This window comes from Escherichia sp. E1V33 (assembly GCF_004211955.1).
Taxonomy (GTDB): domain Bacteria; phylum Pseudomonadota; class Gammaproteobacteria; order Enterobacterales; family Enterobacteriaceae; genus Escherichia.
This window is the reverse complement of record NZ_RHJI01000023.1, coordinates 1-26,188: the sequence shown is the minus strand read 5'-3', so window position 1 is coordinate 26,188 and position 26,188 is coordinate 1. Positions and strand designations below refer to the sequence as shown.

At 52.7% G+C, this 26,188-nt stretch carries 38 protein-coding genes and 1 pseudogene; 3 read left to right on the top strand and 36 right to left on the bottom strand.

Annotated elements, in window-relative coordinates; translation table 11 throughout:
- Positions 1–46 precede the first annotated feature (46 nt).
- The 20 genes from D9742_RS20225 to D9742_RS20130 all read right to left on the bottom strand — a co-directional run bounded on the left by D9742_RS20225 (position 47) and on the right by D9742_RS20130 (position 15,778).
- Positions 47–694 carry a tail assembly protein gene (locus tag D9742_RS20225; protein WP_130238027.1) on the bottom strand — a complete coding sequence of 216 codons (648 nt, stop codon included), beginning with the start codon at positions 692–694 and terminating at the stop codon, positions 47–49.
- Positions 592–1,335: a C40 family peptidase gene (locus D9742_RS20220; protein ID WP_130238026.1), complete on the bottom strand. Its 744-nt coding sequence runs from the start codon at positions 1,333–1,335 to the stop codon at positions 592–594. The genes D9742_RS20225 and D9742_RS20220 overlap by 103 nt, the downstream gene beginning before the upstream one ends.
- Before the next feature lie 5 nt (positions 1,336–1,340).
- A complete protein-coding gene (locus D9742_RS20215; RefSeq protein WP_130238025.1) occupies positions 1,341–2,039 on the bottom strand; it encodes a phage minor tail protein L in 699 nt (232 codons plus the stop codon).
- Positions 2,039–2,368 carry a phage tail protein gene (locus D9742_RS20210; RefSeq protein ID WP_000847364.1) on the bottom strand — a complete coding sequence of 110 codons (330 nt, stop codon included), beginning with the start codon at positions 2,366–2,368 and terminating at the stop codon, positions 2,039–2,041. Before D9742_RS20210 ends, D9742_RS20215 begins: the two co-directional genes overlap by 1 nt.
- The gene (locus D9742_RS20205; protein ID WP_130238024.1) at positions 2,365–4,926 is read right to left on the bottom strand and encodes a phage tail tape measure protein; all 2,562 of its coding nucleotides are present in this window, start codon (positions 4,924–4,926) and stop codon (positions 2,365–2,367) included. Before D9742_RS20205 ends, D9742_RS20210 begins: the two co-directional genes overlap by 4 nt.
- On the bottom strand, positions 4,919–5,353 hold the full coding sequence (locus D9742_RS20200; RefSeq protein WP_000459457.1) for a phage tail assembly protein T: 435 nt from the start codon (positions 5,351–5,353) through the stop codon (positions 4,919–4,921). The genes D9742_RS20205 and D9742_RS20200 overlap by 8 nt, the downstream gene beginning before the upstream one ends.
- Complete coding sequence (locus D9742_RS20195) at positions 5,335–5,748, bottom strand: phage minor tail protein G (protein ID WP_130238023.1); 414 nt, start codon at positions 5,746–5,748, stop codon at positions 5,335–5,337. Before D9742_RS20195 ends, D9742_RS20200 begins: the two co-directional genes overlap by 19 nt.
- Positions 5,749–5,763: 15 nt before the next feature.
- Positions 5,764–6,504, bottom strand: coding sequence for a phage tail protein (locus D9742_RS20190; RefSeq protein WP_001306179.1), 741 nt, complete (start codon positions 6,502–6,504; stop codon positions 5,764–5,766).
- A gap of 7 nt (positions 6,505–6,511) precedes the next feature.
- Positions 6,512–6,907: a phage minor tail U family protein gene (locus tag D9742_RS20185; RefSeq protein ID WP_000683145.1), complete on the bottom strand. Its 396-nt coding sequence runs from the start codon at positions 6,905–6,907 to the stop codon at positions 6,512–6,514.
- Positions 6,904–7,482, bottom strand: a complete 579-nt coding sequence (locus D9742_RS20180) for a phage tail protein (protein ID WP_130238022.1) — start codon at positions 7,480–7,482, stop codon at positions 6,904–6,906. The genes D9742_RS20185 and D9742_RS20180 overlap by 4 nt, the downstream gene beginning before the upstream one ends.
- Before the next feature lie 11 nt (positions 7,483–7,493).
- Positions 7,494–7,847: a head-tail joining protein gene (locus D9742_RS20175; RefSeq protein WP_000752975.1), complete on the bottom strand. Its 354-nt coding sequence runs from the start codon at positions 7,845–7,847 to the stop codon at positions 7,494–7,496.
- An 11-nt stretch (positions 7,848–7,858) separates the two neighbouring features.
- Positions 7,859–8,257, bottom strand: coding sequence for a DNA-packaging protein FI (locus D9742_RS20170; protein WP_074152574.1), 399 nt, complete (start codon positions 8,255–8,257; stop codon positions 7,859–7,861).
- Positions 8,258–8,298: 41 nt separating this feature from the next.
- Positions 8,299–9,324, bottom strand: a complete 1,026-nt coding sequence (locus tag D9742_RS20165) for a major capsid protein (RefSeq protein WP_000063252.1) — start codon at positions 9,322–9,324, stop codon at positions 8,299–8,301.
- Between the two features lie 55 nt (positions 9,325–9,379).
- Positions 9,380–9,712, bottom strand: coding sequence for a head decoration protein (locus D9742_RS20160; RefSeq protein ID WP_024198505.1), 333 nt, complete (start codon positions 9,710–9,712; stop codon positions 9,380–9,382).
- 9 nt (positions 9,713–9,721) lie between these two features.
- Positions 9,722–11,041, bottom strand: coding sequence for a S49 family peptidase (locus D9742_RS20155; RefSeq protein WP_130238021.1), 1,320 nt, complete (start codon positions 11,039–11,041; stop codon positions 9,722–9,724).
- The gene (locus D9742_RS20150; RefSeq protein WP_130238020.1) at positions 11,022–12,623 is read right to left on the bottom strand and encodes a phage portal protein; all 1,602 of its coding nucleotides are present in this window, start codon (positions 12,621–12,623) and stop codon (positions 11,022–11,024) included. Before D9742_RS20150 ends, D9742_RS20155 begins: the two co-directional genes overlap by 20 nt.
- Positions 12,620–12,826 (bottom strand): gpW family protein, encoded by a 207-nt coding sequence (locus tag D9742_RS20145; RefSeq protein WP_000198149.1) that lies wholly within the window; start codon positions 12,824–12,826, stop codon positions 12,620–12,622. The genes D9742_RS20150 and D9742_RS20145 overlap by 4 nt, the downstream gene beginning before the upstream one ends.
- The gene (locus D9742_RS20140) at positions 12,823–14,748 is read right to left on the bottom strand and encodes a phage terminase large subunit family protein (protein WP_130238019.1); all 1,926 of its coding nucleotides are present in this window, start codon (positions 14,746–14,748) and stop codon (positions 12,823–12,825) included. Before D9742_RS20140 ends, D9742_RS20145 begins: the two co-directional genes overlap by 4 nt.
- The gene (locus tag D9742_RS20135; protein ID WP_000453558.1) at positions 14,723–15,268 is read right to left on the bottom strand and encodes a DNA-packaging protein; all 546 of its coding nucleotides are present in this window, start codon (positions 15,266–15,268) and stop codon (positions 14,723–14,725) included. Before D9742_RS20135 ends, D9742_RS20140 begins: the two co-directional genes overlap by 26 nt.
- A gap of 264 nt (positions 15,269–15,532) precedes the next feature.
- Complete coding sequence (locus D9742_RS20130) at positions 15,533–15,778, bottom strand: hypothetical protein (protein ID WP_000122986.1); 246 nt, start codon at positions 15,776–15,778, stop codon at positions 15,533–15,535.
- Between the two features lie 335 nt (positions 15,779–16,113).
- On the opposite strand from D9742_RS20130, the gene D9742_RS20125 reads away from it, so the two are divergent.
- On the top strand, positions 16,114–16,296 hold the full coding sequence (locus D9742_RS20125; protein WP_130238018.1) for a hypothetical protein: 183 nt from the start codon (positions 16,114–16,116) through the stop codon (positions 16,294–16,296).
- A 98-nt stretch (positions 16,297–16,394) separates the two neighbouring features.
- Here D9742_RS20125 and D9742_RS20120 read toward each other — a convergent pair whose 3' ends face one another.
- The 4 genes from D9742_RS20120 to essD form a co-directional block, all read right to left on the bottom strand.
- Positions 16,395–16,769, bottom strand: a complete 375-nt coding sequence (locus tag D9742_RS20120; RefSeq protein ID WP_130238017.1) for a hypothetical protein — start codon at positions 16,767–16,769, stop codon at positions 16,395–16,397.
- Between the two features lie 38 nt (positions 16,770–16,807).
- Entirely contained in the window at positions 16,808–17,251 is a 444-nt protein-coding gene (locus D9742_RS20115; RefSeq protein ID WP_130238016.1) for a lysis protein, read from the bottom strand.
- An 88-nt stretch (positions 17,252–17,339) separates the two neighbouring features.
- Complete coding sequence (rrrD, locus tag D9742_RS20110) at positions 17,340–17,837, bottom strand: lysozyme RrrD (protein WP_130238015.1); 498 nt, start codon at positions 17,835–17,837, stop codon at positions 17,340–17,342.
- On the bottom strand, positions 17,837–18,052 hold the full coding sequence (gene essD / locus D9742_RS20105) for a phage lysis protein EssD (protein ID WP_000839596.1): 216 nt from the start codon (positions 18,050–18,052) through the stop codon (positions 17,837–17,839). Before essD ends, rrrD begins: the two co-directional genes overlap by 1 nt.
- A gap of 221 nt (positions 18,053–18,273) precedes the next feature.
- Between essD and ynfU the strand changes: the two genes are divergently transcribed.
- On the top strand, positions 18,274–18,444 hold the full coding sequence (gene ynfU / locus D9742_RS23550) for a putative zinc-binding protein YnfU (protein WP_001405948.1): 171 nt from the start codon (positions 18,274–18,276) through the stop codon (positions 18,442–18,444).
- A 281-nt stretch (positions 18,445–18,725) separates the two neighbouring features.
- Here ynfU and cspB read toward each other — a convergent pair whose 3' ends face one another.
- From cspB to D9742_RS20065, 8 genes are all read right to left on the bottom strand, one after another.
- The gene (gene cspB / locus D9742_RS20100; protein WP_000066486.1) at positions 18,726–18,941 is read right to left on the bottom strand and encodes a cold shock-like protein CspB; all 216 of its coding nucleotides are present in this window, start codon (positions 18,939–18,941) and stop codon (positions 18,726–18,728) included.
- Positions 18,942–19,309: 368 nt separating this feature from the next.
- A complete protein-coding gene (locus D9742_RS20095) occupies positions 19,310–20,062 on the bottom strand; it encodes an antitermination protein (RefSeq protein WP_060710349.1) in 753 nt (250 codons plus the stop codon).
- Between the two features lie 80 nt (positions 20,063–20,142).
- Positions 20,143–20,283: a YlcG family protein gene (locus tag D9742_RS20090; RefSeq protein WP_130238014.1), complete on the bottom strand. Its 141-nt coding sequence runs from the start codon at positions 20,281–20,283 to the stop codon at positions 20,143–20,145.
- On the bottom strand, positions 20,280–20,642 hold the full coding sequence (gene rusA, locus D9742_RS20085) for a crossover junction endodeoxyribonuclease RusA (protein ID WP_032286726.1): 363 nt from the start codon (positions 20,640–20,642) through the stop codon (positions 20,280–20,282). Before rusA ends, D9742_RS20090 begins: the two co-directional genes overlap by 4 nt.
- The gene (locus D9742_RS20080; RefSeq protein WP_130238013.1) at positions 20,639–20,929 is read right to left on the bottom strand and encodes a DUF1364 domain-containing protein; all 291 of its coding nucleotides are present in this window, start codon (positions 20,927–20,929) and stop codon (positions 20,639–20,641) included. The genes rusA and D9742_RS20080 overlap by 4 nt, the downstream gene beginning before the upstream one ends.
- Positions 20,922–21,092, bottom strand: a complete 171-nt coding sequence (locus tag D9742_RS20075) for a NinE family protein (protein WP_000224907.1) — start codon at positions 21,090–21,092, stop codon at positions 20,922–20,924. Before D9742_RS20075 ends, D9742_RS20080 begins: the two co-directional genes overlap by 8 nt.
- Complete coding sequence (locus tag D9742_RS20070) at positions 21,092–21,547, bottom strand: YbcN family protein (protein WP_130216501.1); 456 nt, start codon at positions 21,545–21,547, stop codon at positions 21,092–21,094. The genes D9742_RS20075 and D9742_RS20070 overlap by 1 nt, the downstream gene beginning before the upstream one ends.
- On the bottom strand, positions 21,544–21,645 hold the full coding sequence (locus tag D9742_RS20065; RefSeq protein WP_130238012.1) for a hypothetical protein: 102 nt from the start codon (positions 21,643–21,645) through the stop codon (positions 21,544–21,546). Before D9742_RS20065 ends, D9742_RS20070 begins: the two co-directional genes overlap by 4 nt.
- Before the next feature lie 413 nt (positions 21,646–22,058).
- Between D9742_RS20065 and D9742_RS20060 the strand changes: the two genes are divergently transcribed.
- Positions 22,059–22,736, top strand: coding sequence for a hypothetical protein (locus tag D9742_RS20060; protein WP_130238011.1), 678 nt, complete (start codon positions 22,059–22,061; stop codon positions 22,734–22,736).
- A gap of 278 nt (positions 22,737–23,014) precedes the next feature.
- Here D9742_RS20060 and D9742_RS20055 read toward each other — a convergent pair whose 3' ends face one another.
- From D9742_RS20055 to D9742_RS20040, 4 genes and pseudogenes are all read right to left on the bottom strand, one after another.
- Complete coding sequence (locus D9742_RS20055) at positions 23,015–23,620, bottom strand: P22AR C-terminal domain-containing protein (RefSeq protein ID WP_130210690.1); 606 nt, start codon at positions 23,618–23,620, stop codon at positions 23,015–23,017.
- Positions 23,621–23,895: 275 nt separating this feature from the next.
- Complete coding sequence (locus tag D9742_RS23545; protein ID WP_130238010.1) at positions 23,896–24,384, bottom strand: recombination protein NinB; 489 nt, start codon at positions 24,382–24,384, stop codon at positions 23,896–23,898.
- Positions 24,385–24,457: 73 nt separating this feature from the next.
- Positions 24,458–25,834 (bottom strand): replicative DNA helicase, encoded by a 1,377-nt coding sequence (locus D9742_RS20045; protein ID WP_000806596.1) that lies wholly within the window; start codon positions 25,832–25,834, stop codon positions 24,458–24,460.
- Positions 25,831–26,188, bottom strand: a pseudogene (locus D9742_RS20040) (hypothetical protein); the annotation flags it as partial. The pseudogene D9742_RS20040 and the gene D9742_RS20045, both read right to left, overlap by 4 nt.

Sequence of the window (26,188 nt, the reverse complement as noted above, 5' to 3'; positions counted from 1 at the left end):
AAACGACAAAACCGCCCGGAGGCGGTTTCACATAAAACATTTTGCATCAGCGACCAATCACCACAACCTGACCACCATCCCCCTCGTCTGCCGTGCTGATCTCCTGAGAAACCACCCGCGACCCCACGCGCATTTCACCGTACAGAACGGGCAGAACATTGCCCTGGGCAACCATGTTATCCAGTGACGAGAAATACGTGTTCTGTTTGCCGTTATCTGTACTGGCTGCCGTGGGCGTCCTGGCTTTCGGTGCCAGCATCTGCGCCACACCCCCCAGGATCATACTGGCCCCTGCCGCATACATACCCGATACAGCCGCGGCCCCCAGCCAGCCCACAGGGTTCCACCATGCCACCGCAATCAGCGCCGCACCCAGCACCGCCTGAAACACACCGCCACTTTTGGCACCCGCCAGACGCGGAACAATGTGGATCACGGCACCATTTGCCAGCGGCTCATTAAGACGGGCAGATAATTCGTTTTCGCCTGCATCACGCCCGGCAATGCGCACCTGATACCAGCCCTCATTCAGTTTCTGGCGAAACGACGGAAGCTGCGTGGCCAGCGCCCGGATGGCTTCAGCACCCGTTTTCACACGAAGGTCGATGCGGCGGCCAAATCGTTGTAAATCCCCGTAAAGGCAGATGCGTACCATGCCCGGTGACGCCAGAGGGAGTGTGTGCGTCGCTGCCATTTGTCGGTATACCTCTCTCGTTTGCTCAGTTGTTCAGGAATATGGTGCAGCAGCTCGCCATCACCACAGTAAATGGCGGCATGATTCGGCACCGATGAACCAAAACAGCACAGCAGCACATCGCCCGGCTGCGCCGCTGACAACGGCACCTGATACAGCCCTGTGGCCTCCAGATTATCCAGATAGAGATTCTGACCGTTACGCCACCAGTCATCCCCGCGATGAAAATCCGGCATCTCAATCCCCGCCAGATGGTAAGCATCCCGGAACAGCGTGTAACAGTCCGTCACCCCGTGCTCAAAGCGCCGCCCGGCAAGATGCGGCACACAGCGGAACTTATGAATCGCCCCACGGCAGACCAGCCACCACGGCAAATCACTCTGCACCTGCAGCCGCCGGTCGGCCTCACTCAGCCAGGGCAGACCACCGGGGTGGCTGTGGACCAGCGCCACAATCTCACCCTGCATCTCTGCCCGCAGCCAGTCCTCCGGCGACATCCGGAAATACTCCTCCGGCTCACCGGAGATATTCACGCAGGGAAAATATCTTTCCCCTTCCGGCGTTCTCACCACGAAGCCGCACGACTCCGCTGGCGCACATCGCCGGGCGTGCGCCAGAATCGCTGATTCTGTCTCTGTCATGGGATTTACTGCGAAAGTTTGTTAATGGAAAGGAAGCCGCCAAAGTTGCCGACATTATTGCGAAACTTACAGCCACTCAGGCATTTGCTGCATTTATCCTTCGTGATATCGGACGTCGGCTGGTCATATTCATCCGCGACCGCCGGACCGTTATAACCGCACTCATCACCGCGATAGGTCCAGGTGCAGGTATTAGCCAGCATGATGCGCCCCGGAAAAACGGCACCATCCGTTTCAGTCGGCGTGGACAGTACAAAGGAGGCACTGACCGCGCTCAGTTCGCTGCACTGCTCGATGCGCCAGCGGCTAATCACCTCCTGCTCCGGATCGGCATCACTGTTTCCGTTGACGAAGTTCACTGCATCCAGAAAACGGGCGTAAACCTTACGCCTGACCACCGTTCCGCCGACCAGACTCTGCAGATCTTCCGCCATCCCGGTGACCATGCCGTACAGGTTAGAGACTGCCAGCGTGGGGCGCGTACTGGTGCCTTTGCCATTCAGTTCAAAACCACTCCCCTGAATGGGATACGTCAGATACTGCCGCCCCTGCCAGGTGACCGGCTCACCTTTTTCGTTCTGCTCATTATAGAAAAAATAACGTTCGCCACCGACCTCTGTCAGATCGATTTCCCAGAGCACCACGCTGGCCGACTGCTCCGCACGGGTGCATTCATTCAGTGTTTCCTGCCGGATATCCTGCATCAGTTCACCACCTGTTTAAACTCTGCGCTGAACTCAACACGCAACATACTGACCCGCGACGTCCATTTTGCGCAGGTCACCTTTATCTGCCGCCAGTCATAAGGCGGCGTCCACAGAAAGGCTTTCCAGCCTCCGTGCTCTGCCAGAAACGATTCCAGCGCCGTGGCCTCCCAACGGGGGACAGAAATCGTCACGCTGTACGTTTTCAGGTTGGCATTCAGCCCGGCAGGCGCGCGCTGGGAGTAACCATCACCAAAGCGCACCTCCCTGACGGAAGGAGTCGAAGCCACATCCATACCCGGTTTAACTTTCCAGCGGAAGGTTTTCATCGTCCACCTCCGGAGAACAGACCACCATCACGCATCTGCCCGGTCACAACATCCATTGCCGCCTTACGGGCTACGTCATAAACCGTCTTCAGCGCCTGTGGCCCTATCTGACCGTTCGTGCCGTCGTTGTTAATCACCACATGGTTATTCTGCTCAAACTTCCCGGACGCCTGCGACCGACTGTCCGCCATGCTGCCCGGTGTACCGACATAACCGCCGGTGGCATAGCCGCGCATCAGCCGGTAAAGATTCCCCACGCCAATCCGGCTGGTTGCCTCCTTCGTGAAGACAAATTCACCACGGTGAACAATCCCCGCTGGCTCATATTTGCCGCCGGTTCCCGTAAATCCTCCGGTCGCAAAATGGAGTTTCGCCGCTGCTGCCTGAATGGCTGCACCACCTGACGCTGATGAGCCGCCACCGGTAGCACCTCCAATGGCGCTGCCGATACTCCCGACAATCCCCACCATTGCCTGCTTAAGCAGAATTTCTGTCATCATGGACAGCACGGAACGGGTGAAGCTGCGCCAGTTCTGTTCACTGCCGGTCAGCATCGCCGCCATATTCTGTGCAATACCATCAAAGGTCTGCGTGGCTGCACTTTTAACCTGCGACATACTGTCCGTGGCGCTCTCTTCCCACTCACTCCAGCCTGACTTGAGGCCTGCCATCCAGCTCCCGCGAAGCTGGTCTTCAGCCGCCCAGGTCTTTTTCTGCTCTGACATGACGCTATTCAGCGCCAGCGGATTATCGCCATACTGTTCCTTCAGGCGCTGTTCCGTGGCGTCCCGCGCTGCCTGCCGGTCAGTCAGCCCCCGGTTTTTCGCCTCAATGGCTGCCCGTTTTGCCCGTTGTTGCTGTGCGAATTTATCCGCCTGCTGCGCCAGCGCGTTCAGGTGCTCCTGATACGTGACCTTATCGCCAAGTGCAGCCAGCTGGCGTTTGTACTCCAGCGTCTCATCTTTATGCGCCAGCAGGGATTTCTCCTGTGCGGACAGCTGGCGACGTTGTGCCGCCTCCTCCAGTACCGCGAACTGACTTTCTGCCTTCCACAAATCCCGGCGCTGCTGGCTGATTTTCTCATTCGCTCCGGCATGCTTCTCCAGCGTCCGGAGTTCTGCCTGAAGCGTCAGCAGGGCGGCATGAGCACTGTCTTCCTGACGATCGCCCGCAGACACCTTCACGCCGGACTGCTTCGGTTTTTTCAGCGTCGCTTCATAGTCCTTTTTCGCCGCCGCCATCAGCGTGTTGTAATCTGCCTGCAGGATTTTTCCGTCTTTCAGTGCTTTATTCAGTTCCTCCTGACGGGCGGTATATTTCTCCAGTGGTGTCTGCAGGCGTTCGTAAGCCTTCTGCGCCTCTTCGGTATATTTCAGCCGTGACGCTTCGGTATCGCTCTGCTGCTGCGCATTTTTGTCCTGTTGGCTCTGCTGTTCAGCCTTCTTTCGGGCGGCTTCAAGCGCAAGACGGGCCTTTTCACGATCATCCCAGTAACGCGCCCGCGCTTCATCGTTAACAAAATAATCATCCTTAAGCAGATTCCAGATATCGTCCGCTTTCTTAAACGCGGCCTCTGCCTTAATCAGCATCTCCTGAGCGGTATCAGGGCGACCAATATCCAGCACCGCATCCCACATGGATTTGAATGCCCGTGCTGTCCTGTCTGCCCAGGTTTCCAGCGTGCCCATGTTCTCTTTCAGGCGTCGGGTCTGGTCATCAAACCCTTTCGTTGCGGCCTCGTTCGCCGCCTGCAATGCCCCGGCTTCATCGCCGGAACGCTGCAACTGAGCAACATACGCAATCTGCTCCGCCGTCACGTTATGGAACTGGCGCGCCATCGCTGTCAGCCCTGACGTCGGGTCTGTGGTCAGCTTCCCGAAGGCTTCAGCGACCTTGTCCACCTCCACGCCGGATGCAGAGGAGAAACGCGCCACACTCTGGCTGATGGACGCAATCTGAGCCTCACCGCTTACCCCCGCCTTAACCAGTGCGCTGAGTGACTCGCTGGTCTGGTTAAACGTCAGCCCTGCCGCCTGCCCTGCTCTGGACAGGACCAGCATACGATCTGCCGTCAGACCCGACTGATTGCCGGAAAGGACCAGCGTTTTGTTGAAATCGGACAGGGTTGAGTTGCCCTGATACCAGGCATACGCCAGCGCACCGGTCACCACCGCCAGCGAGGTGGCCCCGACCATCGGCAGGGTGATCGCACCGGCAAGCCCCCTGAACATGGGGATCATCCCGCCGAAGGAGTCCTTCACCTGACCACCCTGTTGCAGCAGGATCAGCCACGGACTTTGCCCGCCTGCAAGCTGCGTGGCCACGTCGGTGAACTGCGCAGGCAGCATACGCATGGCGGCTTTATACTGCCCGACGGAAATCCCCGCTTTCTGTGCAGCCAGCGCCTGCCGGTTCATTGACTGTTCAACGACTGCCGCTGTTTTTTTCGCATCAGTTTCCGTACCGGAAAAATGACGCCTGACTCTGGCCATTTGCTCGTCAAATCTGGCCGCATCCAGACTTAAATCAACGACCAGATCGCCTACCGGTTCAGCCATACCGGACTCCTCCTGCGATCCCTTCTGATACTGTCATCAGCATTACGTCATCCTCCGTCATGTCCGCCACATCCGGGGAAGCGGGGATAACTTCATTCCCGTCCGGGCCAAAACGAACGCCTCCGGCAAGCCCTGCCGCTTTCTGCATCAGCACATCATCTTCAGGCTCTTCGTCAGCCTCGCGCCGGTTCAGCAGACTGAAATCCAGCGGATGCATATCCGGATCGCTGAAAAACAGGCTGAGCACGGTGTACGTCAGCCCGGAAAAGTGCATATCCAGCAGAACATCATGAAAATAATGGGTACTGTAAAAGCGGTGCCAGTCGGCATACTCCGTGGATGACATCCCGGCAAGCATGGCGCGCCAGTCGGGTCGCCCCATCTCACGCGCCAGTTTCAGGGCAAAACTCAGCTCACCGTCGAACACTTTCCCGCAGAAACAGGCTCTGCAGGCCCGGCGTCCTCTGCCTGTTCAGGGGCATTATTCACCACAAACTCAGACATTCCGGACAGCCGGTACACCACGTTTTCAGCATGAGAAATTGCCTCTGTGGGCCAGGTGGTAAGCACTTCCTGCTCAATCTGTTTAACGGCTTCATTCATGGACGGCATCTGCGTCTTCTTCGGATGGTTATGCCACAGAGACATCGCCACCACAAAAGCGCCGGTTCTGATGACGTCTTCCACAGTAAACTTCCGGTTACTGTCGGATTCTGCCTGCTGTTTCATCAGGGCGAGATGCTCAATACGCTGCAGGGCTGACAGTTCAGAAAGCGTGACGGTCACGCCGTTATGTTCAAATGATTCGGTTTTCAGGAACATCGCTGACTCTCCGGATTAACTGGCGGTGACGGTGATTTCTGCAACCGCAGCAAACTCACCATTACCGGATACAACCGGAATGTTGACCTTGCCTGCAGCAACGCCGTTCACGGTGATGGTCATACCACTGACCGACACGGTGGCTTTTGTTTTATCCGCAGACACCGCACGGAAGCTCTTGTCGGTTACACCTTCCGGCTGGAATGCCACGGTCAGCGTGGTGCTCTGCCCTTTCACTACGGAAGCACTGGCTGGCGTTACCGTCATGCCGGTTGCTGCCGTCACCGTACTGCGATCTTCAGCCATCGACGGGCGTCCCACATTGGTGACCTTCACCGTGCGGGTGATCACTTCCTTCGCCGTCACCGCTTTACCGATACTGCTGACCCAGCCACGGAACACATCGACCGTGCCGTTCGGGAAGCGGATTTTATAGGCACGGGTATCACCTTCATTAAACCACGCCAGCAGCGCCTGCTGCCCCTGCTCTCCGGGCATCCACGCCAGCGTGAAGCTGGTATCTCCGGCTGATTTCTGCCCCTGCCCGGTCGCAGTCCAGTCTGCATCTTCATCATCGAGATAGCTGTCGTCATAGGACTCAGCGGTCAGTTCGCCGGGCGTCAGGTCTTTAACTTTTGCCAGACGCGACCAGTCAACGTCTGAAAGCGGGTTCGCATAAGGGTCACCGTTCCCCTTATAAACCCACAGTGTGGTTCCAGCACCTTTCACCGGCATTGTTGGATTTGGTACAGGCATAGCGTCCTCACATTTCATAGGTAATGACATAAGTCAGATCGGCTGAACTCCACAGGCCCGCATCATCGTCGCGCCGGTAGTCATAGCCACTGGCCACCATACTGGTGATCAAATCTGACAGTGCCGGGATATCGCTCATCACCGGATAAATCCGGGACTCCATCCACGAATCCAGCTCTGAATCCGGCACCTGAGCAGGCAGGAAAACTTCAATATGCAGCTCCGCCTGCCAGGTATCGCTGTCCAGCTCTTCGCCCGTGTATTCAGCGCCGGTGAGATAAACGGCAATTGCCGGAAAATCTTCCTCATCAAAAACAGCGGGGCGACCATCAAAAAGCGTCGCCCCGGTGTCATGCTTCTCCAGTGCATCCAGTACGGCTGCACGGAGTTCAGTATGTTTCATCGCTTTATTACCATTCTCAGTTGATGCTGCAGCGCATAGCCCAGCTCTTTCGGAAGACGCTCACGCCGTATCCGCTCAATATTCTGTTTAAACGCCGTGGTCAGCGGCACCGACATCGGGATTTTCACCACATCAATGGGGTAACGGTTTTTCCCGGCCACACGCTGCATGACATGCCACCGCCCATTTTTCAGTTGCTGAATAAACGCACCGGGAATACGACGGTTACCCACCACAAGCACGCTGCCGCCACCTTTCAGGGATGAACGCTGCCCCTTTTTACGACGCCTGCGTCGGGACAGGACAACCCGCGCGTTACCCAGCCTGATTACGGGCAAATCCCCCCGGTTAACCTTGATTCTGGCCTGCGGATTTTTAACCGTGGCCCTTTTCAGCCTGGCCCTTTCCTTTACCAGTTTCCGGCGTACCTTTGTCTCACGGGCAACCTGTGACGCCGACTGCGATATCGCGGATGAAGCAACGCGGTTAATGGCCATTGCGGCGGCACCGGGCACCGCCGTTTTGCTGATACGGCTGAGGTTTTCAACGGCCTGCTCAAGACCTTTTATGGCCATACATCCCCCTTTCAGCGGCGACGGTTAACGGCAGGCGGTACGCCCCGTCCAAGCCAGAGATGACAACTTCCGCCATCATCCGGCGAAACCCGGTCTATCCAGAAGTTTTCCTCACCGATGGTCAGCGTGTCTCCACGCCGCAGCTGCCGCACATCATCAGTCCGGACAAACAGGGACGGGCTGGAGCCTTCAACGCGCACGCCCTGTCCGGCATAGCTGATATTTTCAGGGTCATCAAAAACACCACGTATCACAGCACCTGACTGCTCACCGGATGTAATGGTGGCTGACGTTCCCATGTACCCGCGTATCGTTTCATCGGCGCGGGCAATGGCAGCATCGAACAGGTTATCGAAATCAGCCACAGCGCCTCCCGTTATTGCATTCTGGCCAGGCCGCGCTCTGTCATTTCGGCTGCCACACCGGCAGAGACACGAAACGCCGTTCCCGGCAGCACAAATGCCACAGGTTCATCCCGCGTGGCGTGAAGTGCATCAGTATGCAGCGTCACCAATGCCACGACCGTGACCAGTTCAGCCGTATCCTGAATCACGGTGTCCGGCTGCGCTGATACCACCTCATTTTCATGCCCGGTCAGCACATTTTCCGGGCTGAGAGGGGTGTCCTGACCGGCAGTGTCATCCGTGTCATCAAGCTCCTCTTCCAGCTCTGCCACACGGAGCGCCAGTTCTTCTTTCGTCCCCGTCAGGCTGACATCACGGTTCAGTTGTTCACCCAGCGAGCGGAGACGGGCAATCAGTTCATCTTTCGTCATGGACTTCTCCACAGAGAGACAATGGCCCCGAAGGGCCATGATTACGCCAGTTGTACGGACACGAACTCATCAGGGTCAGCCAGCAGCATCAGCGGTGCTGACTGAATCATGGTGAACTCACGTGCCGGATCGCCGGTGGTCACCCAGTTTTTCGGGTAACGAGCAGAGGCGTTAATGCCTTCGCGCTGTGCGTCCGCATCCTGAATGCAGCCATAGGTGCGCAGACCGCGTGCCTGAGTGTTCCCCAGCACCATCGTGTTGTCCGGCAGGAAGTTCTTTTTGACGCCGTTTTCCACGTACTGTCCGGAATACACGACGATGGCCACATCGCCATACATCCCCTTATAGGACACCGCTTTACCCAGGTCTTTCACCGCTGTCTCCAGCTCGGAATGAGAGCCACGACGGGTATCCAGCTTCTCCTTGACGGCTTTGAAGGAACGGAACAGCGCCCAGCCTTTCGGATCAAACACGATGATATTCACCACACCGCTGGCGTTCAGCGCGTAGGCTTCGATATCGTCGGTCGGGTCATACGTGGACTTGTCGCGCTTGCTCCACTCCGTGCCACCGGACTGTGTGATGTTGTTTGCCGCACTGCGCCCCATATCCACCTCAACCGGATCAAAGGCTTCACCGGTCATGGTGTATTTGCCCTTAAGCACGGCAGAAACTGCCTGCATCTCTTCGACCTGGGCAATCGCCAGCTCCTCGTCACGCATGTTCTGCATGATGATGCGACGGCGGCGGTAAGCCGGGTCCGCCAGATTCTGCGGATCTTCATCCGGCAGGCGACGCAGGGTCATCTGCGGATTCACCTCATGCTTCGGCTTGACATATCCCGGCGTAAATTCAGAGGTGGAGCCGCCACGGGAACGGATAACCTCACCGGAAACAATCGGCGAAACGTACAGCGCCATGTTTACCAGTCCCGGAATTTGTGAGAGATAGACTTTCTCCGTGGTGAAGGGATAGCTCTCACGGAAAAAGAGACGCAGAAACAGCGGATCAAACTTAAATTTCTGCTCATTTGCCGCCAGCAGCTGGGCGGTTGTGTACATCGACATAAAAAAATCCCGTAAAAAAAGCCGCACAGGCGGCCTTTAGTGATGAAGGGTAAGGTTAAACGATGCTGATTGCCGTTCCGGCAAACGCGGTCCGTTTTTTCGTCTCATCGCTGGCAGCCTCCGGCCAGAGCACATCCTCATAACGGAACGTGCCGGACTTGTAGAACGTCAGCGTGGTGCTGGTCTGGTCAGCAGCAACCGCAAGAATGCCAACGGCAGCACCGTCGGTGGTGCCATCCCACGCAACCAGCTTACGGGTGGAGGTGTCCAGCATCAGCGGGGTCATTGCAGGCGCTTTCGCACTCAATCCGCCGGGCGCGGTTGCGGTATGAGCCGGGTCACTGTTGCCCTGCGGCTGGTAATGGGTAAAGGTTTCTTTGCTCGTCATAAACATCCCTTACACTGGTGTGTTCAGCAAATCGTTAACGGCATCAGATGCCGGGTTACCTGCAGCCAGCGGTGCCGGTGTACCCTGCATCAGACGATCCAGCGCAGTATCACTGCGCGCCTGTGCACTCTGTGGTGCTGCGGCCAGAATGCGGCGGGCCGTTTCCACGGTCATTCCGGGGGTTTCTGCCAGCACGCGTGCCTGTTCTTCGCGTCCGTGAGCCTCCTCACAGTTGAGGATCCCCATAATGCGGCTGTTTTCTGCCGCAACCGCTGCGGTGATCTGCGCGTTCACGTCTGGCTGCGCCGCGCTGGCGTTTTCACCCTCCGTCGCTGGCACCACGTCAGTAACGTCAGCCTGCAAAGCAGTGGCTGAAACAGTTGTTGATTGAGTCTCTTTGGTCATTCGCCCTCCTGAGAGACGGGATTTACGTGCATCCAGTGCATCACGCATGACGGTGATCGCATCGGTGCTGTTAACAAGTTCATCAGCCAGTCCGGCATCAATGGCCTCCTGACCGCTGTACACTGCAGCCTCGGTATCCAGCACAGCCTGCACGGACAGGCCGGTATATGCCGACACCTTCTGTGCAAACATCCGGCGGGTTGCATCCATCCGGGACTGCAGTGTTTCCCGGACATCATCCGGTAGATGGCTGTAGGGGTTGCCATCCACCTTATGGCTGCCGCTGTAAATCAGCGTGATTTCCACGCCCTGTTTCTCCAGCGCAGCGCCGTAATTACTGTGAGCCATCATGACGCCGATGGAGCCTGTCCGGGCGGTCTGCGTGACCAGACGTCGGGAGGCGGCGCTGGCAAGCAGTTGACCTGCACTGCAGTTCATGTCGTTGGCCAGCGCCCATACCGGCTTTATGTCACGCACACGGGCGATGATGTCAGCGCAGTCAAATGCTCCCGCCACCATTCCGCCTGGCGTGTCCATATCGAGCAGAATGCCGTCCACCATCGGGTCGCTGGCAGCCTGTTGCAGACGGGCGATAATGCCGTTGTAACCGGTCATCCCCGAGTACGGCTGCAGCGCCCGCGTCCGGCTGACCAGCGTGCCGGACACCGGCAGCACGGCGATGCCGTTCATGACCTGATAACTGCGGGCCTGTCGTGGTCCGTCATCATCACCGGATAATGCCAGCGTCGCGAGTGCCTCCTGGGCAGTCAGGCTGTCGCCGGACACCGCATCCGTCAGGCGGCTGATCCCAAGCTGGCCTGCAAGCGCACAAAAGAAAACCCGCGCATAGGCGGGTTCAAGCATCAGCGGCTCATTAAAGGCCATGCTGGCAATATGCGGGAGATTACGCAGCTCTGCTGTCACTCTTCTCCTCCTCTGTTGATTGTCGCAGCCCGGATTCAAATGCTGCAGCCGCCCAGGCGGGCGGTTTAAGACCAGCCGCGCGGCGCTCCATCGTTTCACGGACCTGCTGGGCAAAAATTTCCTGATAGTCGTCGCCGCGTTTTGCGCACTCTTTCTCGTAGGTGCTCAGTCCGGCTTCTATCAGCATCACCGCTTCCTGTACTTCTTTCAGACCATCGATGGCCATACGACCGGAGCCTATCCAGTCGCAGTTCCCCCAGGCACTGCGGGCTTCCTGAAAACTGAAGCGCGCTTTTGAAGGTAACGTCACCACGCGGCGAACGATGGCCTCTTCCAGCCAGCACAGAAACATCTGACTCGCCTGACGGGATGCGACGAATTTTCGCCGCCCCATAAAGTGCGCCCACGACTCGTTCGCGCTGGCCCGTGCCGTGGAGTAGCTCATCTGGGCGTAATTCCGGGAAAGCTGCTCATACGAGACACCCAGCCCGGCAGCGATATACCGCAGCAGTGACTGCTCAAAAACGGAGTAGCCGTTATCCGTGTCCTGAGCCGTCTGCAGGTTCAGAGAGTCACCCGGCATCAGGTGCGGCACTTTTGCGCCTCCCAGCCGGACCGGCGCGGCGGCGTAATACGCGGCAATTTCACCAATCCAGCCCGTCAGCTTGTCCCGCTGCTCATTACTGTTCGCGCCAAGAATAAAATCCATCGCTGACTGCGTATCCAGCTCACTTTCAATGGTGGCGGCATACATCGCCTTCACAATGGCGCTCTGCAGCTGCGTGTTCTGCAGCGTGTCGAGCATCTTCATCTGCTCCATCACGCTGTAAAACACATTTGCACCGCGGGTCTGCCCGTCCTCCACGGGTTCAAAGACGTGAATGAACGAAGCACGACCGCCGGGTAACTCGCGGGGTATCCATGTCCATTTCTGCGGCATCCAGCCAGGATACCCGTCCTCGCTGACGTAATATCCCAGCGCCGCACCGCTGTCATTAATCTGCACACCGGCACGGCAGTTCCGGCTGTCGCCGGTATTGTTCGGGTTGCTGATGCGCTTCGGGCTGACCATCCGGAACTGTGTCCTGAACAGCCGCGATGAACTGGTATCCCAGGTGGCTTGAACGAACAGTTCTCCGTTAAAGGCGTGCATGGCCACACCTTCCCGAATCATCATGGTAAACGTGCGTTTTCGCTCAACGTCAATGCAGCAGCAGTCATCCTCGGCAAATTCTTTCCATGCCGCTTCAACCTCGCGGGAAAAGGCACGGGCTTCTTCCTCCCCGATGCCCAGATAGCGCCAGCTTGGGCGATGACTGAGCCGGAAAAAAGACCCGACGATATGATCCTGATGCAGCTGGATGGCGTTGGCGGCATAGCCGTTATTGCGTACCAGATCGTCTGCGCGGGCATTGCCACGGGTAAAGTTGGGCAGCAGGGCTGCATCCACACTTTCACTCGGTGGGTTCCACGCCCGCAACTGCCCACCAAATCCGCTGCCACCGCCGTGATAACCGGCATATTCGCGCAGCGATGTCATGCCGTCCGGCCCCAGAAGGGTGGGAATGGTGGGCGTTTTCATACATAAAATCCTGCAGGTCCCCTGCGTCGCTGTGTCATGCCGGTCTGCACTTCCAGCTCTGCAATATATTTTTTCAGGTCAGACACGGAAGTGGCCGTAAACTCCACCCTTCGTCCGTCTTTCTGTACTGTTGCCACCCGTTTACCTGTCATCAGGTCATGCAGTGCCGCACGGGCAGCGGCAAGTTCTTCCTGTCGCGTCATTCATCCTCTCCGGATAAGGCACGGGCGTAATCTGCCAGTGTTTTCTTGTTGGTTGCTGCACCATCCTCTTCCTGCAGGCTCGCCAGCAGCGCACTGAGATCCAGCTGCCAGCGGGAAATACTGATGCGCAGCGCCGCCAGCGCATAAACGAAGCAGTCGAGTGCCTCATTGCGTCGCTTTTTGCTGTCCCACAGTATTTTTTTCCTGCCATCCACCCATTTTTCGACCTGCTCTTCAGCAGTCAGCTGCTGCGCTTCGGTCAGATCAAAAATATCCGGGTTATTCGGGAAGTGAACGGCACCGGGAAGCGGTTCATCCCCTTCCGGCGTCAGTGTGAAGCGGTTATAAATCTGCTCTTTCGCGGTATCCGTACCGATTTCGGTAAGGTAAACCCCGTTTTTGTTTCGCTTACGTGGCATGCTGGCCACCGGCTTACCGTAGACGGATGCCCCTTTAATGGGGATCACCCGGAACAGCCCATGCTTTTTCGAGCGTTCATACACAATGGTCGGGTCAATCCCGCCAATATCCCAGCAGATACGGGATACCGACATTTCTGCACCATTCCGGCGGGTATAGGTTTTATTGATGGCCTCATCCACACGCAGCAGCGTCTGTTCATCATCGTGGCGGCCCATAATAATCTGCCGGTCAATCAGCCAGCTTTCCTCACCCGGCCCCCATCCCCATACGCGCATTTCGTAGCGATCCAGCTGGGAGTCGATACCGGCAGTCAGGTAAGCCACACGGTCAGGAACGGGCGCTGAATAATGCTCTTTCCGCTCTGCCATCACTTCAGCATCCGGACGTTCACCGATTTTCGCTTCCCATGTCTCACCGAGCGTGGTGTTCACGAAGGTTTTACGTTTTCCCGTATCCCCTTTCGTTTTCATCCAGTCTTTGACAATCTGCACCCAGGTGGTGAACGGGCTGTACGCCGTCCAGATGTGAAAGGTCACGCTGTCCGGCGGCTCAATCTCTTCACCGGATGACGAAAACCAGAGAATGCCATCACGGGTCCAGATCCCGGTCTTTTCGCAGATATAACGGGCATCAGTGAAGTCCAGCTCCTGCTGGCGGATGACGCAGGCATTATGTTCGCAGAGATAAAACACGCTGGAGGGATCATCCGGCGTCCATTTGAGGCCAAACGGCGTCTCTTTATCGCCAAATTTAAGGTACTGCTCCTCCCCGCAGTGCGGGCAGGCAACATGAAAACGCATAAAATGCGGGGATTCACTGGCTGCACGCTCAATCTGGCAGGTGCCTCTCACTTTGGGCGTGGAGCCACGGATGGACTTTGGCCAGACCGAGCCTTCAATACGCTTGTCGCCCAGGAACGTCGGAGAGCCTTCCTGTTCAATATCATCATCAAAGGCAGCAAGTTCATCATAACCCGCCACATCCACTGACTTTTCACGGTAGTTTTTTGCCGCTTTACCGCCCAGGCACCAGAAGCCACGACCATTGGTGAAACGCTTCATGGTGAGCGTGTTATCCCGGTGCTTTTTGCCATACCACGGGGCCAGCGCCAGCAGCGATGGAATATCACGGATGGTCGGCTCGACGTGGGTTTTCATAAAGTTCTCGGCATCACCATCCGTCGGCAACCAGATAAGGGTGTTGCGCTGCTTATGCTCTATGAAGTAGGCATAAACACCCAACAGCATTTTGGAATAACCGACACGGGCAGACTTCACCACATTCACCTCACGGATGTAGTCGCTGCCCATCGCATTCATGATGGCCCGCTGAAAGGGCAGTGTTTCCCAGCGCCCTTCCTGGTATGCGGATTCTTTCGGGAGATAGTAATTGGCATCCGCCCATTCAACGGCGGTCTGTGGCTCCGGCCTGAACAGTGAGCGAAGCCCGCCGCGGACAAAATGCCGCAGCCTGTTAACCTGACTGTTCGATATATTCACTCAGCAACCCCGGTATCAGTTCATCCAGCGCGGCTGCTTTGTTCATGGCTTTGATGATATCCCGTTTCAGGAAATCAACATGTCGGTTTTCCAGTTCCGGAAAACGCCGCTGCACCGACAGGGGGATCCCGTCGAGAATACTGGCAATTTCACCTGCGATCCGCGACAGCACGAAAGTACAGAATGCGGTTTCCACCACTTCAGCGGAGTCTCTGGCATTTTTCAGCTCCTGTGCGTCGGCCTGCGCACGCGTAAGTCGATGGCGTTCGTACTCAATAGTCCCTGGCTGGAGATCTGTCTCGCTGGCCTGCCGCAGTTCTTCAACTTCCCGGCGCAGCTTTTCGTTCTCAATTTCAGCATCCCTTTCGGCATACCATTTTATGGCGGCGGCAGAGTCATAAAGCACTTCATTACCCTTGCCACCACCCCGCAGAACGGGCATTCCCTGCTCCTGCCAGTTCTGAATGGTACGGATACTCGCGCCGAAAATGTCAGCCAGCTGCTTTTTGTTGACTTCCATTGTTCATTCCACGGACAAAAACAGAGAAAGGAAACGACAGAGGCCAAAAAGCTCGTTTTCAGCACCTGTCGTTTCCTTTCTTTTCAGAGGGTGTTTTAAATAAAAACATTAAGTTACGGCGAAGAAGAACGGAAACGCCTTAAACCGGAAAATTTTCATAAATAGCGAAAACCCGCGCGCCTTCCGCCCCGTAGTCTGTCGGATCGCCGGAAAGGACCCAGCCACTAGCGAATGCCTGTAGCCAAGGTGAGCAGCGGGCTTAATTTAAAGCGGTGTGATCTGCAACCATTCAGACGCACTAATCTCAAAGCGGCGTCCGTTAGACAACTCGATAATCACGGGTAATTCACCAAGCTCCAACCAGGCGTTTTTTTCCGTTGGAAAACTAACAGTAGAGATCTGGTAATCCGATACGCTTTCAGCCAGTCGGCAACTTTTAAACACATCACCAAGGGCGGACGCGAAGAATTCATTTAGCTCATATTCAATCTGCTCTTTAGCTGCTGTCATGTTTCTGTCTCATCAACTTGAATAGGGTAATCAGGAATGGATGCGAACTATAGGTCGTCTGCACCATCTTTCAGATTAGAGCAGCGTCACATTTCGTCAGGGTCAGTATTAGCCGACATCTCGCGCACCTGATTAATGTTTGGCGATATTACAACAGGCACGCAATGAATGCATGCTGTAAGCCTCTCGCTCAGGAGAACAGAATCGTTCCATTATTGAATTAAATTTCTGCGACTCTTTCATCACAACCTCCTGACAAAGATACCGTGCGACCGTGGTCGCACGCTCCTGAATACATGCCCTGTTTCTTCCACCCTCGCACAGGACTGGCGAGCATGAGGGACAAACCCGCGAATCATAAACGCGGTAAAAACCCGGTGTGCATCGTTTTTGATTATTCCCGCACACTCGCGCAGAAGGAATTCCCTGTCGGGCTACGGTCATGGTTAATGCAGGAATACGGCGACGATACAGCGCATAATGTGTCAGGCTTGAATACCTTTATCGAATCCCAGTAACGAATTCTCCTGACGTTTCAGTCAGGTGATGATATGCATGGTGAGATTCAGATATGAAAAAGCCCCGCTAAAAGCGAGGCCATAAATCACTTGATATCTTACTGATGACGTTGGAGAAATCCGTACTGAGCGAGTGTTAGAACAATGTCATAAGACCCTTGCCTGTCTTTGTAACCAGTTTTATCAACCAATTCAGCTTTACTGATTCCGGGTAAATCAAGAATCAGATTCGCAACTTCAATTGCCCTTTGGTACAACTTATCGCCCTTTTTCTCCCCATGCAGTGGTTTTACATTCTTGAGGTAACCGCTATCCGCCAGGGCGAGAAATGTTGCCCTTGGGCATATCTTCTTTCTTGACGATTCGCTTTCTGTAACCTCTGCGACAGCTGCATCCCATGCATCACGAGGAGGCATTGAGCTATCAGCCACCAAATGATAAGCGATTAAAGCAGCGTGAGCGTATTGAGACATAATGCATCCATATACAAAAATCTTATGATAAGACTTTTCTAATATGAACACTGTGATCTCACATACTCTTGCAGGCCATTCAATTGGTTAGTTATGGTTTCGATGCGCTTTCTGAGAACGAAATAATCCCGTTGAGCGGTGTCAGTAAGTCTGGGGCTGGAAGCATCATCCACGCCGGAGGCGGCGGTGGTTTTATGCATGTCCGGACAGACTGCTTTGACGCGCAGCCGCTTACGCCCAGCAGAAACATAAGCACGTAGACTTTCGATAGTCGCGTTAGCATCAGCAAGTTCCTTTGTATATCTGGCATCGAGTTCAGCTACATCACGTTGACGCTTCTGCATATCAGAGATGATAGATGTGGCTTTATCGCGCTGGTCTTTGTAGGCGATGGCGTTATCACGGTAATGATTAACAGCCCATGACAGGCAGACGATGATGCAGATAACCAGAGCGGAGATAATCGCGGTTAACCGACTCATGACATCAACACCCCAACGGCCAGAAACCACGGCCACGCATCGTTGCCATTAAATGCGAGCAACGCTGCCATGAAAAAGCAAATCATGCTCATTGCTGCCCCCACAAACAGACTTCACGCTCAATCTCACGACGAGTCATCAGCCCTTTCCATTGCTTACCGCCAGCGTATGTCCAGCGACGTAGCTGGTCACATGCGCCTTTGATATCGCCCTGGTTTATTTTGTGAAGAAGCGTCGATGTTCTGAAATTGCCAGCACCCACGTTGTAGACGAACGAGTAAAGAGCGCCGCGCGTTGTTTCCGGTATATCGACTTTGATGTACGGGTTAATTTGTCTGGCGACCGTGGCAAGGTCTTTATTCAGGAGGGCTTTGCATTCTGCTTCGGTATACGTTTTACCGAGCATAATGTCTTTTCCGGTGTGCCCGTAACATACAGTCCATACGCCAACGATATCTTTATATGGTATGTAGCTGACACCTTCCAGACCATCGTCACCACTCGGACCAGTGATGAGCACAGACGCTATGGCAACAGCCCCACCACCAATAGCAGCTGCAACAGCCTTGCGTAATGATGGCGACATTATTCACCTCTCGCAGCCTTACGCTTATCTTCTTTAATCTTGAAATAAAGGTTTGTCAGGTACGTCAGCAGGCCAAATACCAGACTACCCAGCACACCTATTGCCGCCCACTGTGATGGCGTGACTTTATCGAGCAACTGTAAAAACCAGTAGCCAGCACTGCCTGCAGAGGTGCCATAGGCGACACCTGTTGTTAACTTATCCATTGATTTCATATCCTCACCCCGATGTACACGGATGGTGCAATATGTTTGAAAAGATCGGAGTCTACGGGTTAGTTTTTACAGCAAACGTTGTTCTCAACGACGCTCAAAAAACAGAAAATTAAAATAATGTGGTTAAATATTTTAAAAGAAAAACCATCTATTAAATAATAATGCGGGATATATTTTTCTATTTAGTGTAATGTATACGGCCATTTATACAGGAAAAGCCTATGTCAGAACGTAAAGACTCAAAATCACGCCGTAATTATCTCGTAAAATGTTCCTGCCCAAACTGTACCCAAGAATCAGAACACAGTTTTTCTAGAGTACAAAAAGGTGCCCTTTTGATCTGCCCTCATTGCAACAAAGTATTCCAAACAAATCTTAAAGCTGTTGCCTGAGTGTTTTGATTACTTACAAAGAGTTTTTATATTTTAATAATATATTTAAATCAGATAATAAAAAACCCGCCTGCGCGGGTTTGAGATTGTGGTGCTTTTTGTGGTAGTTACCCACTTACGCACTTTGTATTGCTATGCCAGCAGTTAGCTTCTACTGTAAAACTATTCATGCAGCAAACCTGCACTTCACCACAAAATGGGATTCAATACCCACAACTCTATCTGCATCTCTACTCAGGCATCAGCCTTCTTCGTTATCGTATACAGACAAGCTATGAATTTTAATCAGTAATAATGACATTTGCTGCTGCAGGACCTTTAGCACCACTCTCTACAGAGAAGGTAACCTTTTGGCCTTCAAATAAGGTTCGATAATTATCATTCTGAATTGCAGAAAAATGCACAAACACATCTTTACTACCATCAACAGGAGAAATAAAGCCAAAACCTTTATCAGCGTTAAACCATTTTACTAAACCAGTCATTTTATTTGACATTCTACATTCCTTAACTTGAGCCTTTCGGCATAAATGATTTGTATAACAGAAACGACTTCGTACTTAATTGGAGAGACTCAAAGAAGGAATAAGTGAATAACACCTGAAATGAGAACTGCTTTAGTAAACTACTTCGTATATCGTCTGTTCTTCAAACCGACGCAGCCATTAACGCATAGTTGTACACTTGGAAGCAATGTTTATTTTAGACATCCAGCCACCTCCCCATTTAAAACACAAAAACCCGCTCATTAGCGGGTTTTCTACTTTTTCTCAACACCGGACATACAAAGCCCATCGTTGAGAAAATCCTATCCATATTTTTTGAAAAATGCAAGCATCATGTCGATATCTTCGGCGAAAATTATTTATCTTGTCACCTTTCTCAACTGTGCTTCTGCATATGCTTCTTCCTGCCAGCACTTTGTAACCAGTTTATCAATAACATCAGCATACCCCTTGTACCACTGATAATCCGTCAGGTCCGGTACCAGTTTCTGGACATGATGCCGCGCCAGTGTGGTTGGTAAACGGCTAAACCGGTTTCCATTGCAACGCCCACAAATCTTATAAACAGGCGTGCCATGAAGCCGGGTCCTTTTTTCATCCAGGACAATACCTTTACCCTTACACCCTCTGCACGCTGTGCTGACTTCTCCCTTACCATGACAATGCTGACATAGTTCCTTCACCCACTCTTCCTTGATAACGGATTCCCCGCTTCTGGAATGTTTCACCACTTCGCGCAATACATTATGAAATCCCGTACCAGCACAATGCTCACAGCGAGCCTTACTTGCCGCAGACCTGGAATAATCAGCAAAGGCAAAATTCACGAGGTAAGGAATAATCTGTAACCGTGTTTCTGCACTCAATTTATTCAATGTCGGGTTATCCAGTGCCATCGCGTAATTGAGCAGACCTTCAATCGCAAACTGAGGGTCCTGAACACCAACTTTTGCCAGGAATAAGGCAAACCCAAGCGGTGCTTTCGACTGCACCATCCCCTGCGCAGCCATCACATCCGTAATTGATAAACCACCTGAGTCTGTCGCCGGTGCGTCATCGCTCAATTTTGGAGATTTTGGGGAGTAATATTTTGGTAAGGCCTCAAGATTCATTCTCGCTCTCCATTTACACCAGCACGCCAATTGGCAGCAAAAAACAATAAAACGGCATCAACCGATCGTTATCTCTGGCTTCATACAATTGTCTCTGCCAGTGTTTTGGCGTAATTCTTCAGTATCCGGTAATCGGTCAAAACAGAACCGGGGAAACGATATAAGCGCAGGCGCATCCAGCGGTGGCGAAGACGTTCTGCCATATAAGACTCAAACATCATTCATTCCCCAGTTCGGTGATGGTCAGCTCCAACTTCCCACCCTTGGTAACGGGCATTTTCACAACGCGATAATCAACGACCTGAGCATCATCCAGCCAGAAACCTGCTTTGGTGAGTGCGTCAAAAGCTGCTTTTTGCAGATTATCCAGGTCACGGCGACGGCGATCCGGCATGTGGCACTCAATACGGATTTTCACTGGCATAGCCAGACCGATATCCAGCATGGAGCCTTTGATGATTCGGGCGACGTTATCGCGGTATACCTGCCCCTCTGCGCTGATGTGCGTGCGCCCGCGATTATGGCGGTAGTAGCGGTTATTGCTCGGCGGCCAGGGTAGTGTGATGTAGTAAGTATTCACGCCTTGATTGCCCCCTCTTTCAGCCAGATAACCTGCGTTCTCGCCATACCTTCCAGCGCGCATTCTTTTGCATACTCAGCATCGACAAAATGTGTGCGGCGGTCGATTTCGTCGTGACAGGCAGAACATGCAATGGTGGCAATCAGGTCTGGCGGTTTGATACCGGTACCGCACAATCCAGCCAGCCGGATATGTGCCAGTACAGACGTTTCAGAATTGCCATTACATACGCCAGGGATTCTTACCTGGCATTCCCGACCACGCGCTGCTTTTCTCAAATCAGCCATGATTCCTCCTTGCTGCCAGTCGCAACCATTTTTTATCAACCAGGCTGGCGGTATATCCGAGCAGTGTTGGTATTTCGGATGGCTTCAGCTCAGGTTTACGCTTACGACGATTTGGTACTTTGTAGATGTGTCCGTTCATGACACGAATAAGCGGTGTAGCCATTACGCCTCCTGCTTATCACGCAGCAGCTGATACTCGCAGCTCTGCGGAATAGTCAGGTGGCAGCCAATACTCATCGCCCAGGCTTCAACCTTACTCAGGAAGACATACATCTCTCCGGTATCAAGATCGGAGGTATGGCGTAACGACTGGATAGTAGTGATTTCGCCGGTTACGACATCAACCAGGTCCTTGGTTTCATAACCGAGGTATGTGTGTTTGAGAGCATCTTTTACCCATGCTGCGGTAGCGAACGATTTCCCCCTGCTGATGAGGTATTCACTGATTTCGCTGTACCACATGTGGCTGAGTGCATTCTGGGAAAGACTGCGTCTCTCCCGCCACGGTTTAAGCACCATGCGAAAGCATTTTCCATCCTCCAGATAAGGCTGGATCTGCTGACCGATAGCGGTGAAGTTACCGCGATGCAATTTGATGCCGTCTTGTGGGAGGTTCACGCTTCACCTCCGCAGAGGTCAAACGTTGGATGCAAAAAATCGCAGGTGCATTTCTGCATCTGTGACGGTAGAAGAGAGTTTGGATTGTATGTGCGCATAAACGTCCCCGTTTAGCGCAGAAGTCACCGGAGGTGTTCAGGCTCCGATGACATGATTATGGCGAGTTGATTATGGAAAATCAATTGAAGATGAAATTCAACAATGCCCCATGGTGCTATGGCGCTCAATTAATTATATAACTTCAGAGAAAACTGATAACCCATTGATGATCACATTAGCTCAGACTAAGAAGACTGACAACGGGGACGAACATGAACAGCAACGCCTGACATAGGTAAATCTCAAAAGCGAATCATATAATCCTTACCCCATCACTCAGAGACATCGCATAATAACATTCATACCACTATATAACCTCCAAATAACAACAACAATTCATTGGTTGCATTAATATCAGCGTGTTCCGTTGTTCAGGAATAAAACTTTTTATTTAACAAACAAAGAGAGTTCAATGATGAGCAAAATTACAGGCGTGTTAGTTGATGGTCATATTTTTGATATTAAAAATGATATGGAGAGTGGTTACTGTTTCCCTAACAGTTTGTTCCCAGGAGCAACCTTCAAGATGGTCATTGATAATGACCCTATTAATAATGACAAGGTAAAATGGACCTGTAGCACTAATGCAGACAATAATGTTCTGGCGGTTAGCCAGGATGGCACAGTAACTTTTCCGGGCGTAGATGAAAAGTGCGTTGGGAAGATTTTTGTCATTTTCGCCACTGATAAATCAACAAACAAATCTGCCGGCATCTATGTTTTTATTGTGAAGCGTTTTTTCAAATACAGCATTGAACTTTATAACTCAGTTAAAGATATTTTACCGTGGATTGAAAACATGAACGGGAATTTTCCTGAGGCACGTGACATCTATAGTTACGATTATGATAACTATAGTGGACCGCATATTATCAATCGAGAAGTTAACGCAGGGCTTTACCAGGAATGGGGCACGTTATCTAATAGTGGATGGGACGCAAGTTGTGAGCCTAAGGGTATTTGTAGCATTTACGCTTTTGATAAAGACAATAATACTTATTATTGCCTGCGTGATTATGGAGAAATAGAGTGTATTGATCGTTTTTGCGTCGCTCAGGCAGTTGCATCCTACGGAGAATCCATCGACTGATTGTGTTTTTTTCAACTATCATTTGCATTATTACAGCGTAAAGATTCACTGAAATTATAAAATTTAACTTGCGCAAAACCACCCGTTCAGCGGGTGGTTCTCATTTTTATCCACTATGTATATGAAGCTTAAAAAATAAACGGACTTAAGCGCTCCTTTTTATATTGCTACAAACAATTAATTCTCGACACCTAATAACTAAAGCCCCGCCCCCATATACCGCCAATACCCGTTTCATAACAAAATGCTGGTGACATTTCTCACCGGAAACTTTATTGCTACTGCTCAGAACGCAAATGCGGCAATACTCGGCTCCACTTATCATCCTGCCACGGCTGGAATCTTACATGTGCCGTTTCTCTGGCAAGGATTTCGCGCGCCTTATGTAGTATCTGGGGATATTCTTGCTCAATAGAAGTAAAGCGACCGGCTTCGCGATGCTCCGCAACCTGAAGAAGTGGAGTAACATTCTGGCAGGCGGTTAACATCACATCCCCTGCTCGCCATAACCAGGCGAGTGTGCAAAGTTCGTTATCAGTGAATTGTTTTGTGATTGGGGATTGTTGAACTTCTCGATCGAGAATATCCAGAACCCAGCGGCGGAATTCTTTGGCTACAGGAGTGCGGGCGAACATAGCGATCAAATGGGCACCACGGAGGGAGAAAATGCGTATTGTTTTCTGGTAGTTCCCTGAGACACTCAAATTGAGGGTCTCAGTCATATCTGCCCTAAATTCATCGGAATTTCGATCGTAGATCTGAGTTACGGCATCAGATTTTTTATATCCGAGAGCTTGAGCAATCTCAACGGCAGTAAGCCAGATACTGTTGTTGTGTTTAACAGGATGGAATTTTGTTTGATGAAAGACTAGTTGTGTGCTCATGATGATTACCTATAAATCAAGTTAACCACCACCGCTGACGCCAATCAGTTTGGTGGTGAGACATGTAGGGTTGGCGTAACCGGGGTAATCAACCGGCCCGACCGAAGTCGGCCCTACACGCCCCACCATAATTCAGATGTGCGTATGCTTACGACAATAAAAAACACGCTCGCGGCGTGTAGTAGTCGCGATTACCTTATCCGGGACGCCAATCCCGTGTGCCGATTTTGCGGCAACGCACAGAATATAGCGCCAGATATTAGTTATCGTCAACCTCACTGATTTCCTCCCCCCGCCGCATAAACAAATAAAACCCGCTTCATCGCGGCACTCTGGCGACACTCCTTGAAAATCAGATTCGTGCTCACCTTTCCTTCCCGTTCTTCCCTGGTAGCGAACCGGTAATACACCGTTCGCCAGACCTTACCATCAATGACTAAGATTCCTGCCCGCGCCATTTTAGCCGCAGCCTGATTTATGCTGGTTACTGTTGCGCCTGTTACCTCAGCAACGTCCTGCTGCTTTAATGCTGCTGTAAAAACGCACTTCCAGCTTTCTGCATCCAGCCAGCGACCATGCCATTCAACCTGACGAGAGACGTCACCAAGGCAAGCCCAAATCTTTCGATTCTGGTCTAAGCTGCGGTTGCGTTCCTGAATGGTTACTACGATTGGTTTGGTTGGGTCTGGAAGGATTTGCTGTACTGCGTGAATAGCGTTTTGCTGATGTGCTGGAGATCGAATTTCAAAGGTTAGCTTTTTCATGACTTCCCTCTCCCCCAAATAAAAAGGCCTGCGATTACCAGCAGACCTGTTATTAGCTCAGTGATGTAGATGGTCATACGTCAGCCCCTTGTGCATATCGTCTGCCACGCGCAGCAGGTGCATTTGATGCTGTGCAAATCTGTCTGGCTTCATCCTGGTCACATGCAACAAAGTGTCCGTTACAGAACCGCTGGTAAACCGTACCAAGTGAGCCAAAACGGTTTTTCGTCACGATGATTTCAGCAAATGGCGCGGCGCTACTGTTCTCGTCATATACCGCTTCCCGATAGAGCATGATGATTGAGTCTGCGTCCTGCTCAATGCTTCCTGAATCACGCAAATCTGCGTTTGTCGGGCGTTTGTTTGGTCGCTTCTCAACATCGCGTGAAAGCTGACTTAGGGAGATAACAGGCGTTTTCAGGTCTTTCGCCATCGCCTTAAGGCTTCCTGAGATGTGAGCAATTGCGAGGTCGTTGCGGTCTGCTTTCGGCTTCTCAATCAGGCCAAGATAATCCGCCATGATGAGTGACAGGTTTGGATTTTCCTGTTTGTGTCGTTCTGCGATTGAGCGAATTTCTTCGACAGATAACCGCGAGGCATCGACTACCCATACATCCAAATCTGCAAGCTGACTCATGCCGTTAGCAACGCGCGCCCAGCCTTCGTCATCCATCGATGCAGGATTTCGCAGCACGCTAACCGACATCCTCCCGGCGTTGGCAATGCTTCGCTCTGCAATCTGCAATGCGCTCATTTCCATCGAGAAAATCAATACTCCGCGCCGGACGTCAGAACCAGGAATAACGCGGCTTGCAACGCCTTCGGCAATCTTCAGCGCCAGTTCGGTTTTCCCCATACCAGGACGAGCGGCGATAATCACCAGGTCTTCCGCGTTCATCCCTCCGGTGATGGCGTCAAGTTCTTCGATTCCGGTCTTCAGGGTATCTGACTCTTCTCCGTTCCTCAGACGCCTGTCAAGCGTGTCAGTGTAGTCAGTGATGATTTCCCCTAACCGTACAGGTTTAACCTCGTCACGGGGCTTTCTGATGGCTGAGAGCCGTTTTACAAGTTCATCCATCGCCTGACTCGATGCGTCGATGGTTCCGCTTTGGATTGGTTCACGCATTTCATCCATGATTTCCAGCACCAGACGGCGGTGATAGTTATCCGCGACCATTCCGGCATATCCCTTCAGGTTTGCGGCACTCGGGCAGTTTTTGCTGGTCATCAGGATTGACGTAAAATGCTCCTCTCCGCACGCCTCGGCAACCATCAGCGCGTCGATTAGGTTTCTGTTTCTCGCCTGCTTGCGGATAACCTCGAAGGCTTTCCGGTAGAGCGGAATTGAAAACGCTTCCGGCTCCAGCGTTGCCAGAACGTCGCTGGCGGTTGGTGTTAATCCACCAATCAGCAGGCCACCGATAACGCTCGCTTCGATATCCTGTTTCATGCAATCCCCCTGTCTGCAAACTTCCCTTCCCGTACTCCCGTTAACGAGTCTTCCCTCAGCAGGTAATCAAAATCGGCCGTCCAGCCCGTGTCGTTGTCTCCGAAGTAAAACGGCTTGGCCTGATGCACAAACGCCCTGACATACGCTCTGAAACCGTCCACGTTTGGCGTTTTCAGTTGCGGGATGATTTTCTTCAGGCGACGTTTGCGTTTCTCGTTGACCGCAACAGCGTGTGGCAGTCTGTCACCGACTTCGGTGTTGTAGGCGTTCAGGAAGGATTCGTAGTCGATTCGTTCTGCCTTGCGACGTTCAGGTTTAACCTGCCCATCGCCGCCCCCGTTAGGGGGTAAGGGG